The organism is Streptococcus sp. LQJ-218, from assembly GCF_003428885.1.
In the GTDB taxonomy this organism is placed as follows: domain Bacteria; phylum Bacillota; class Bacilli; order Lactobacillales; family Streptococcaceae; genus Streptococcus.
In genome coordinates this window covers 1-11,063 of the sequence record NZ_QQRU01000008.1, presented here as the reverse complement: position 1 = coordinate 11,063, position 11,063 = coordinate 1, and the positions used below count along the sequence as shown (strand labels likewise).

General features: G+C 39.3%; 12 protein-coding genes, 1 tRNA gene, 1 rRNA gene and 1 other RNA gene. 1 reads left to right on the top strand and 14 read right to left on the bottom strand.

Annotated features, from left to right (window positions below; all coding sequences use genetic code 11):
• Positions 1-54 precede the first annotated feature (54 nt).
• The 12 genes from srtB to comW all read right to left on the bottom strand — a co-directional run bounded on the left by srtB (position 55) and on the right by comW (position 9,351).
• Positions 55-891 carry a class B sortase, LPKTxAVK-specific gene (gene srtB, locus D2908_RS07710; protein WP_117306103.1) on the bottom strand — a complete coding sequence of 279 codons (837 nt, stop codon included), beginning with the start codon at positions 889-891 and terminating at the stop codon, positions 55-57.
• A 74-nt stretch (positions 892-965) separates the two neighbouring features.
• Entirely contained in the window at positions 966-1,586 is a 621-nt protein-coding gene (gene abpA / locus D2908_RS07705; RefSeq protein ID WP_117306101.1) for an amylase-binding adhesin AbpA, read from the bottom strand.
• Positions 1,587-1,885: 299 nt separating this feature from the next.
• Positions 1,886-2,854, bottom strand: coding sequence for a ribose-phosphate diphosphokinase (locus D2908_RS07700; RefSeq protein ID WP_117306100.1), 969 nt, complete (start codon positions 2,852-2,854; stop codon positions 1,886-1,888).
• A 145-nt stretch (positions 2,855-2,999) separates the two neighbouring features.
• A complete protein-coding gene (locus D2908_RS07695) occupies positions 3,000-3,815 on the bottom strand; it encodes a PrsW family glutamic-type intramembrane protease (protein ID WP_117306098.1) in 816 nt (271 codons plus the stop codon).
• A gap of 24 nt (positions 3,816-3,839) precedes the next feature.
• A complete protein-coding gene (locus D2908_RS07690) occupies positions 3,840-4,337 on the bottom strand; it encodes a carbonic anhydrase (protein ID WP_165847471.1) in 498 nt (165 codons plus the stop codon).
• Positions 4,338-4,409: 72 nt separating this feature from the next.
• Positions 4,410-5,774 carry a DNA repair protein RadA gene (gene radA / locus D2908_RS07685; RefSeq protein ID WP_206269745.1) on the bottom strand — a complete coding sequence of 455 codons (1,365 nt, stop codon included), beginning with the start codon at positions 5,772-5,774 and terminating at the stop codon, positions 4,410-4,412.
• Between the two features lie 10 nt (positions 5,775-5,784).
• Complete coding sequence (locus D2908_RS07680; RefSeq protein ID WP_117306093.1) at positions 5,785-6,351, bottom strand: histidine phosphatase family protein; 567 nt, start codon at positions 6,349-6,351, stop codon at positions 5,785-5,787.
• Positions 6,302-6,745: a dUTP diphosphatase gene (locus D2908_RS07675; RefSeq protein ID WP_000701981.1), complete on the bottom strand. Its 444-nt coding sequence runs from the start codon at positions 6,743-6,745 to the stop codon at positions 6,302-6,304. The genes D2908_RS07680 and D2908_RS07675 overlap by 50 nt, the downstream gene beginning before the upstream one ends.
• A gap of 56 nt (positions 6,746-6,801) precedes the next feature.
• An RNA gene (ffs, locus tag D2908_RS07670) (signal recognition particle sRNA small type) lies at positions 6,802-6,899 on the bottom strand.
• A 32-nt stretch (positions 6,900-6,931) separates the two neighbouring features.
• The gene (gene tadA, locus D2908_RS07665; RefSeq protein WP_117306092.1) at positions 6,932-7,399 is read right to left on the bottom strand and encodes a tRNA adenosine(34) deaminase TadA; all 468 of its coding nucleotides are present in this window, start codon (positions 7,397-7,399) and stop codon (positions 6,932-6,934) included.
• A gap of 198 nt (positions 7,400-7,597) precedes the next feature.
• Complete coding sequence (locus tag D2908_RS07660; protein WP_117306279.1) at positions 7,598-8,884, bottom strand: adenylosuccinate synthase; 1,287 nt, start codon at positions 8,882-8,884, stop codon at positions 7,598-7,600.
• 230 nt (positions 8,885-9,114) lie between these two features.
• Positions 9,115-9,351 (bottom strand): sigma(X)-activator ComW, encoded by a 237-nt coding sequence (comW, locus tag D2908_RS07655; protein ID WP_117306090.1) that lies wholly within the window; start codon positions 9,349-9,351, stop codon positions 9,115-9,117.
• Between the two features lie 307 nt (positions 9,352-9,658).
• Between comW and D2908_RS07650 the strand changes: the two genes are divergently transcribed.
• Positions 9,659-10,759, top strand: coding sequence for a transposase (locus tag D2908_RS07650; RefSeq protein ID WP_206269744.1), 1,101 nt, complete (start codon positions 9,659-9,661; stop codon positions 10,757-10,759).
• 78 nt (positions 10,760-10,837) lie between these two features.
• Here D2908_RS07650 and D2908_RS07645 read toward each other — a convergent pair.
• A tRNA-Asn gene (locus D2908_RS07645) sits at positions 10,838-10,911 on the bottom strand.
• Positions 10,912-10,916: 5 nt separating this feature from the next.
• Positions 10,917-11,032: ribosomal RNA gene (gene rrf, locus D2908_RS07640) — 5S ribosomal RNA — on the bottom strand.
• Positions 11,033-11,063: the final 31 nt, after the last annotated feature.

The window sequence follows — 11,063 nt, the reverse complement described above, 5'->3', positions numbered from 1 at the left end:
ACTTTTATTCTTGCTAGACTATATTCATTCCTATTGTAGTAATAGTCTATATATTTATCTTGTTGGTTTATACATTAATTGATCTTTGTGTTGTTTGACAAACTCACTCATTTCTGAGTCTGGTATTTGACGAAGATATAGATTCGCACGAATCGTTTCATCTTCTTCACGACAAGTTGAAAGAACTAAGTACTTATCTTTAGCTGACACTTTAACATTTGGTTTCTTAACTTCAGCTGTTTCATAAATAGTTGTTAACTGAGTTTGAAAATCTTTATCATCATCAAATGAAGTGCGATAAAAGGCTGTTTCTTCTGGTACTATAATCATAGCAACTGCTTCATAGTAATACTTTCTCTCTGGAGTCTCAATCACAACATATGGATGTTCATCAAAATAATCTTGACGACTATAGTAGTTCACATCATTAAACATACGATGATCCCCAACTTTACTACCACGAGCATGACCAAATAACCAAGTTAAACGGTCACTAAAATCCTTTTTATTATCTGTATCCATAAACACTGTTCCCATATAAGGTTCGTGACCACCATCAAATCTCTTATCTAAATAAGTTGAATTATCAGTTGTTTGAACGACTGGTTCATCCAATTGAGTACCAGGAATATAGACATAACCAACTGTTTCAGAGTTTGTTGCAAGCAAGCCTTTAAATTTATTTGCGAGGTATTCCTTTTCTTCTGCGCTAGTAGTATAGGCTTGTTTTGGAGCTTCCTGAGTAATCTTTGCATCATTTAGCTTATCTCCACTTGGAGCTAGGAAGCTCTTATAGATAAAGAAGCCTCCCAAAGCAACGATAGCTACTGCAACGATTGAAGCAATTATTTTAGTAATTGGTGATTTCTTTGTCGTAGAACGTCTACTCATCTTTTCCTCCCTCATTTTTTACCAAAAAAATCACTGAAACCAAGTTTCAGTGATTGGCTACTTTTTAAATAAAATTATTTAGCAGCGTGTGTTTTTGGAAGGGCTTTTTGACCTGCTTTAGCAGTTGCGCCTGCTTTTTTAGCAGCATCGTCTGCTTTTTTAGCTTGGTCTACAGCACCTGGTTTACCATCTGCTGGTTTAGTTGCATCTTGATCATCAGCTGATGCTGCAGGCGCTTTACCTTGTGCTGCTTGGTCGTCAGCAATACGTTTATCATTTGGTTCGTTATCTTTGATTGGATCATTATACTGGTTCGCAAGAGTGTCACGAAGTTTTTGTTGCATTACTTGAACGTAACGGTTACGAACAATGTTGTAAGCTTCGTTGTAAACACGATCAAAGTCTTCTTGAGCGCGAGCAAGTTTTACATCATGATCATGACCAGTGTAATCTTTAGCTGCATCAAGAGTTGCTTGAGCTGCCACTACAGAAGGTTGTGTTGCAACTTCGGCACGAATTTCAGCGTCATGTGCTGCAACTTGTGTATTTACTTCGTCTGCAATATCACGTTCAGAAACATATTTCTTTTGGATCAATTGGTTAGAAGAAGCTGGATTTTCTCCTTGTGCAAAAACTGGAGCTGCTGCTGAGAATACTGCAAGAGCTGCTACTGATGTCAATAAAACTTTCTTCATTGTCTTATCTCCTCTTTAATTTTAATTTTATTTATAAGGATAAACCTTATTAACTCAAATTATATCACATATATCTAGGTTGTCAAGCTTTTTCTTAATCTTTTTTTAAAATTCCTGGTAAAAATCTAGTAAAATTTATTATATTCTTAAAAAACAAGCAATATTCTCAAAAGATTAAGGAAAAAATGGACTAAAAAACGAAGAATTAGTGAAATTTTCACATTTTTCTGATCTAATTAAGAAAACTCCCAACAAGGTCTATCATTTTGTTAGGAGTTTTGTCTGATCCAACGAATTCATTAAATCTTTTTCTCAATACCGAAAAGTGGAGAAAGTGGGCGTTTTTCATGGATACGTACGATAGCATCCCCTAGAAGATGAGCGATTGAAATCTGCTCAATCTTATCAATCAAACGTTCTTCTGGCAGATAGATAGTATCCAAAACAACTAGTTTCTTAATGGCTGAATTTTGGATATTATCCATAGCAGGACCAGAAAGAACTGGGTGCGTACAGCTTGCATAGACTTCAACAGCACCAGCTTCTGCAAGGGCATCTGCCGCATGACAAATCGTTCCTGCTGTATCAATCATATCATCAATCAAGATACAAGTCTTGCCTTCGACCTTACCGATGATGTTCATGACTTCACTAGTATTCATCTTATCAACGCTACGACGTTTATCAATGATAGCGATAGGTGTTTTCAAAAATTCTGCCAACTTACGGGCACGAGTCACCCCTCCATGGTCTGGGCTGACAACCACATAGTCAGAACCAACCATGCCACGACGCTCAAAATAATCCGCAATCAGAGAAGCCCCCATCAAATGATCCACAGGAATATCAAAGAATCCTTGAATCTGCGCAGCATGCAAGTCGATGGTCAATAAACGATCCACTCCAGCTACTTCAAGCATATTTGCGACAAGTTTTGAAGTGATTGGCTCACGCGCTCTCGCCTTTCTATCCTGACGTGCATACCCATAGTAAGGCATGACAACATTGACAGATTCTGCACTGGCACGCTTCAAAGCATCTACCATAATCAAAATTTCAAGCAGGTTGTCATTTACAGGCGAGCTAGTTGATTGTAGGATAAAGACGTGTTTCCCACGGATTGATTCTTCGATGTTGACCTGAATCTCTCCATCCGAAAATTGGCGGACACTTGATTTCCCCAACTCTATCCCAATCTCCTGCGCCACACGCTCTGCCAATTCTTGATTAGAAGAAAGGGCAAACAGCTTTAAATCAGAAAAAGACATGATTTCCTCCGGTATATATGTATCGCTTGTGCTTTTCACAAGATTTTTCCATCTACCATTGTAGCGCTTTTTGCAGTATTTTTCAATCAAAAATAAAAGAAGGGTACCATATTTGTACCCTTGCATCATTCTTTTGAAAAATATTCTAGTTCATCAACTCATTGTGCTTCTCAACAAAGCGATAAGCCTGGTAAAAACCATAAAGAGTAATAGCCGTAGCTACTGGAATCGCTACTGGCAACTCTGTCTCTAATTCTACAAAAGGAGAGTTAAACAAGAAGTGAGTTCCTAAGGCTAAATCTAGGAAAATAAGCCCCTCTTTCTTGCCAACCTTTTGTCCTTTATAGGCTCTGTAAAGCAAGTAAACACCTACTACAGCCAGACCTGAAAAAGTCCAGTGAGAGGCAATTCCTGAGATGATACGCTCTAAAATTCTCGAAATAGTAAAGTCAAATCCCTCTGGCAAATCCGTACGAATATAGCCAATATCCTCAATCATTTGAAATCCCAAACCAGAAGCAATCCCTAATAAAAACAAAGATTTTAATTTTCGCACAGGAATCAAAGCTAAAACAAAGATAAGTGGCAACAATTTCAACGGCTCTTCTACCAAAGGAGCCACAATCGCACTTTCAAAGGCATTTAAAAATGCACTATCTGGGAAAAGAGCACCCAATAAATCATGGATATAGGTATTCGCAAAGCTAGACAACCAACCTGAGAGGAACATTCCACCCAATAAAGACAAGATCAAGGCCTTCTTTGGCAATTCCCACTTTTTTCCAAAACGGAAAAGGAAATAAAGAGCCGGAATCATGTAAAAAAGAGCTAGAAAGATAGAAACTCCCATTAGTCTAAATTCCGCACCTGACATCGAACCGTCCGTATAGTAGATGGTTTCATACTGTAAACCAATACATAGCAATAAAATAAAAATAAATAGTATACTGTTTTTCTTCATACACTTTCTTTCTAAATCAAGTATTTATAATTCTACGACTGTCATATTTCCTGTATCTACATCGTAAATAGCACCAGAGATAATGACATCATCTGGTATTAGGGGGGACTCGATAAGGAGTTGCATGTCCTCGCGTACACTCTCCTCTATATTTTGGAAAGGCAAAAAGTCCTGGTCTGACACATCAACACCTAGTTCCTCTTTTAAATACTCCTGAAAAGGGCCATTTTCAAAGGTCTGAGCTCCACAGTCTGTATGGTGCAATACCACAATCTCTCTTGTCCCCATTTGTTGCTGGGAAATAACTAGCGAACGAATCATGTCCTCAGTTACTCGACCACCTGCATTTCGCAAGATATGAGCATCCCCAAGTGCCAAGCCCAGAGCTTGCGCAACGTACAAACGTGAGTCCATACAGGTCACAATGGCTACTCTAGTTTTAGGTTTAAGTGGCAGATTTAACTGCCCATGTAGAGCAACATAAGCCTGATTGGCTTGCATAAACTGTTCAAAATACGACACGATTCCCTCCTTGAAAATTTGATAGTCAAATATTTCTCCTATCTTATCATTTTTAAGAGGATTTGTCACGAATTATGCAAAGACCTTTTTCAAAACTTCCTGAATCGTTGTTACTCCAATGACCTGAATTTCCTTGGGTGGAGTGATTCCTGTCAAGGAATTCTTCGGTACATAAATCTTAGTAAAGCCCAGTTTAGCAGCTTCATTGATGCGTTGCTCGATACGATTCACGCGCCGAATTTCTCCCGTTAAGCCGAGTTCTCCCACAAAACATTCCTGAGGATTGGTAGGCTTATCCTTGTAACTTGATGCAATGGCAACCGCCACAGCTAAGTCTATCGCAGGCTCATCTAGTTTAACACCACCAGCAGATTTTAGATAGGCATCTTGATTTTGCAAAAGTAGCCCTGCCCGCTTTTCCAAAACAGCCATAATCAAGCTCGCACGATTAAAATCAAGTCCTGTCGTAGTACGCTTGGCATTTCCAAACATGGTCGGTGTCACCAAAGCCTGAACCTCCGCCAAAATCGGACGCGTCCCTTCCATGGTCACAACGATGGAAGAACCAGTTGCCCCGTCTAAACGCTCTTCTAAGAAAACTTGACTCGGATTGAGGACCTCAACCAAGCCACCTGACTGCATCTCAAAAATCCCAATCTCATTAGTCGAACCAAAACGGTTTTTGACCGCTCTCAAAATACGAAAGGTATGGTGGCGCTCCCCTTCAAAGTAAAGTACCGTATCCACCATATGCTCCAACATACGAGGACCAGCCAAGGTACCTTCCTTGGTTACATGTCCTACGATAAAGATGGCGATATTATTGGTCTTGGCCAGCTGCATCAGTTCTGCCGTCACCTCACGCACTTGAGAAACAGATCCCTGTACCCCTGAAATTTCAGGAGACATAATGGTCTGGATAGAGTCAATAATGAGAAAATCTGGCTGGATTCTCTCTACCTCTGCGCGAACACTCTGCATATTAGTCTCTGCATAGAGATAAAACTCGCTATCAATATCTCCCAAGCGTTCTGCACGGAGTTTAATCTGCTGGGCAGACTCCTCCCCACTGACGTAGAGAACAGTCCCCACTTGAGACAACTGGGTCGATACTTGTAAGAGGAGAGTTGATTTCCCAATCCCAGGATCCCCACCGATGAGAACAAGACTTCCTGGTACCACTCCGCCTCCAAGCACACGGTTGAACTCCTCCATCTCTGTCTTTGTTCGATTAACATTGATTGAAGTAATCTCAGCCAGTTTCATGGGCTTAGTTTTCTCCCCTGTCAAGGACACACGCGCATTTTTGACCTCGGCAACCTCAACCTCTTCTACAAAAGAAGACCAAGACCCACAGTTGGGGCAACGTCCCAGATATTTAGGGGAATTATACCCACAATTTTGACATACAAATGTCGCTTTTTTCTTTGCGATAATAAACCTCTTTCTAAATCTCTATCTCACACTCAATCACTTGGCAAAAATCAATCTTCTCATTTGTCACAAACTGCCGTATCAGCATCCGATGAGTGACAACTACCACAGTTTGATGGTCCCGATACTTGCCCATAGATTCGAGAAATCGAGCTCTCATCTCTTCAGCTGTCTCATATTGAATAGGACTATTAGGAAGTAACTCCCCTCTATTTTCTAGAAACAGAATACGAGCTTTTTCAAAATTATCTGTGCCACTTTCATAGACCTGCCATTCATGTAATAAAGGCTCTACTCTTAAAGGAAGTTCCGTAGCACAAACCACATAAGAAGCCGTTTCTAAAGCTCTTGTGACTGCAGAAGATACGATTATTTCAGCTGAGTGTAGCAAAAGATTTTTGCCCAGTTCCTTAGCTTGCTGCCGTCCCTTCTCAGACAAGGGTGCCAAATCTATTCCAAATCCCGTATAAGAACGCTCCTCTAACTCACGGTAATCTGGCTCCCCGTGACGCACAAAGATAATCTTCATCTTAGTGCCCAGTCGATCCAAATCCACCAGTCCGCACGCCGTCTGCCTCATCTCCATCTGCGATTAAAAATGGTGCAAAAACAGCCTGAACTACACGTTCCCCAACTTCAAGAACAACCTCTTGGTCTGTGATATTCTTCATCTGCGCAAAAATATGCCCTTCATTTCCAGGATTTCCATAATAGTCCCCATCAATGACCCCAACGGAGTTAATTAAAACCAAGCCCTTCTTGCGAGGGTTTGAAGAACGATCATAGAGATAGAGAACCTCAGTCGGTTGCATATAAGCCTTGACCCCAGTTGGGACGAGAACGATTTCTCCTGGTGCAATCACTGTACGCTCTGCAACCTTTAAGTCGTAACCAGCCGCATGCGCTGTCTCGCGCTTGGGCAATAAATTTTCATCTGTAAAACTCGAAACCAATTCAAAACCACGAATTTTCATCATCTTCTCTTTTCTATCATCATTTATTCTAGATTATTCTATCTTATTTATTCGGAAAAAGCACGAAAAAAAGAGCACACAATTCAAATCGCTTAGGGCTGCTGGATTCCTCCCCTGACCCGCTTCACGCAGAACTGTTGCTCCATTATTTATTATATCACATTCCTGTTCATTTTAAAAGCAAAATTATTTTTTCCGTCTATTTCTAAAAAAATCCTGCATAATAGCTGCGCATTCATCTTCCAAAATTCCCGTTTCAACATCCACACGATGATTGAGACGCTCATCTGTCAAGATATCGTACAAGCTCCCAGCAGCACCAAATTTCTGGTTTTTAGCCCCATAGACTACGTTTGGAATACGGGCGAGTCCAATAGCTCCACTACACATGACACAAGGCTCAATGGTCACAAAAAGCGTGCAATCCAGCAAGCGCCAGCTCTCCTCACTCAGATTCGCATTCTCTATAGCCATAATTTCCGCATGCATAACCGCTCGTTGCAATTCCTCACGCGCATTATGCCCACGACCAATGATTTCTCCGTCCTTGACAATCACACAACCAATTGGAATTTCATCGTGTTCAAGAGCAATCTCAGCCTCTCTCAAAGCTTTCCTCATAAAGACTTCTTTTTCTTCAACTGTATAATTCATCAATTTCCCTTTTTCTACTTGTCGATTTTATTATTATATCATGAATCCCAAGACAAAAAAAGCCACCGAATGCGGTGACTTTATAGGGAGATTATTATGAAAAAGAAAAGTTTAGGATATTGTTACAACAAGTTAGGAGGTCTTCTTGTAACTGTCTATAGTATACCCGACCTATCTTAAACAAATCTTAAAAATATCTTAGGACCAAACACTTTCTAAAATATTTGTTTGTTCACGACCAGGACCTACTGAGAAAGTAGAAATATGAACGCCAACCAATTCACTCACACGACGAACGTAGTTACGCGCATTCTCAGGAAGATCTTCCAAATTACGAACTCCGGTAATATCTTCTGACCAACCTGGCAACTCTTCATAGATAGGCTTGCAACGTTTCAATTGCTCAAGACTAGCTGGATAGTAGTCAATACGTTGACCATCAAGATCATAGGCCACACAGATTTTCACTGTATCCAAACCGCTCAAAACATCGATAGAGTTCAATGAAAGATTAGTAATACCAGAAACACGACGACTATGACGCATCACAACTGAGTCAAACCAACCCACACGACGTGGACGACCAGTAGTTGTACCATACTCATGACCTACTTCACGGATACTTTCTCCCACTTCATCAAACAACTCAGTTGGGAATGGACCGTCTCCTACACGACTGGTATAGGCTTTACATACACCTACAACCTTATCAATCTTGCTTGGACCAACACCAGAACCGATAGTCACACCACCAGCCACAGGATTTGATGACGTAACAAATGGATAAGTACCTTGATCAATATCTAACATAACACCTTGTGCACCTTCAAAGAGAACACGTTTGCCATTATCAAGCGCATCGTTCAAAATGACAGATGTATCTGTCACATACTTCTTGATTTGTTGACCATATTCGTAATACTCTTCAAAAATATCATCGAAATCAATCGCTTTACTGTCATACAATTTTTCAAAAAGACGATTCTTCTCAGCAAGGTTACGTTCTAAACGCTCACGGAAAATATCTTTATCCAAAAGATCTGCGATACGAATCCCAACACGAGCAGCCTTGTCCATATAAGCTGGACCAATCCCTTTGATAGTAGTCCCAATCTTATTTTCACCCTTAGCTTCTTCTTGCAAACGATCCAACTCGATATGATAAGGCAAAATAACATGCGCACGATCAGAAATTCGTAAGTTATCAGTTGTAATACCTTCCTCATGAAGATAGCTCAACTCTTTTACAAGAGATTTAGGATTTACAACCATCCCATTTCCAATAACAGAGATTTTTTCAGGGAAGAAAATCCCAGATGGAATCAAGTGCAACTTAAATTTCTTACCATCTATCACAATCGTGTGACCTGCATTATCACCACCTTGGTAACGTGCAATCACTTCTGCATTCGCTGAAAGGAAGTCAGTAATCTTCCCTTTACCTTCATCACCCCATTGGGTACCTACAACAACAACTGAAGTCATAATCTTGTCTGAGCCCTCAGGCTCTTCCTTTCTCACATACATGGCAGGACTCTCACCTGCAATTATATCTTACAATTTATTATAAGAAAAAATTGCCTTTTTATCAAGAAGAAACAATAGAAAGAGTTGCTATTTCCAACTATTAAAAAATGTTTTAGAAAAAATTCCGGCTATTTATCATTATTTTCCCACAAAAAGTTAAATTTGTTCGGAAATTAATTCATACTGTCTCAACAAGCAACAAAACCTTGTTTCATTATCAATTTTTCAAGATACAAACGATAAGCAACACGATAATGGTAAACAATAAAATCCCGATGATTACCAATGCCATATCGGAAAAGATAATAAATCAAAAATTTAAAATGAAAATGTTCCCAGTCCCAACTATCACCAAAGAAAGTAGCATACTCTTCTTCGATACTGTTATAGAAATCTGTCATCTGATTATAAATATTTTGTAGCATAATTATACTCCTTTTCTTTTTATGACCTTATTCTAACAAAAAATTATAAACAGTTATTATCAAATCCTGAATTGCTCAAATATCAACCTCAAAAAGATAACAAATAGAAAAAAGTGACAGAATAGGAATAGATTTACTAACTAAATTTCAAACGATTAAAGTCCTAAAAACCGCCTTAAAACTTTAGCTCTATAATATTCGTAATGGGTAAATCCCCTATGGATATTATGGAGCCTATTATTGTGTAGAAAAAAGTCCCATAAGATCTATAATGAAAAGTGACCAAACCATCATTAGAAAGAATCCTATGGAACAATTACATTTTACCACAAAACTACTCGATATTAAAGACTCAAATATCAAGATTCTAGAAATCATCAATAGGGATACCCACAAAGAAATTATCGCTAAGCTGGATTATGAGGCCCCTTCTTGTCCTGATTGTGGAAATCAAATGAAGAAATATGACTTTCAAAAAACTTCTAAGATCCCTTACCTCGAAACAACTGGTATGCCTTCTAGAATTCTCCTTAGAAAACGCCGTTTCAAGTGCTATCACTGTTCAAAAATGATGGTTGCTGAGACTTCTCTCGTCAAGAAGAATCATCAAATCCCTCGTATCATCAACCAAAAAATTGTGCAAAAGTTGATTGAAAAAACTTCTATGACCGATATTGCTCATCAGCTTGGCATTTCAACTTCAACTGTCATTCGTAAGCTCAATGACTTCCGTTTTAAGCTTGATTTTTCTCGTCTGCCTAAGATTATGTCCTGGGATGAGTACTCCTTTACAAAGGGAAAGATGAGTTTCATTGCGCAAGATTTTGATAATCTTAATCTTATCACTGTTCTTGAAGGCAGAACACAAGCTGTCATCCGAAATCACTTTCTTCGCTACGATAGAGCCGTTCGTTGTCAAGTGAAAATCATTACGATGGATATGTTTCGTCCTTACTATGACTTGGCTAAACAGCTTCGATTTCGAATTTCTAGGCTCAGGCTGAAACATTCTCCCAGTCGTATACACTTAACCAATAAAGAAATTCTAGACAAGCTTTTGAGCTATTCAGAAGACTTGAAACACCACTATCAGCTCTATCAGCTCTTACTTTTTCACTTTCAGAATAGGAAACCAGAGAAATTTTTCGGACTCATTGAGGACAATCTGAAGCAGGTTCATCCTATTTTTCAAACTGTCTTTAAAACCTTTCTAAAGAACAAAGAGAAAATCGTCAACGCTCTTCAATTACCTTATTCCAACGCCAAATTAGAAGCCACCAATAATCTCATCAAACTTATCAAACGAAACGCCTTTGGATTTCGGAACTTTGAAAACTTCAAAAAAAGGATTTTTATCGCTCTGAACATCAAAAAAGAAAGGACAAAATTTGTCCTTTCTCGATCTTAGCTGACTTCAACCCACTACAGTTGACAAAGAGCCTTATTAATTACATAAAAAGAGGTCTAAACCTCCTTGAAATAACTACTCCGCCAGTAGGACTCGAACCTACGACATCATGATTAACAGTCATGCGCTACTACCAACTGAGCTATGGCGGATAAAAGCTAAGCGACTTCCTTATCTCACAGGGGGCAACCCCCAACTACTTCCGGCGTTCTAGGGCTTAACTTCTGTGTTCGGCATGGGTACAGGTGTATCTCCTAGGCTATCGTCACTTAACTCTGAGTAATACCTACTCAAAATTGAATAT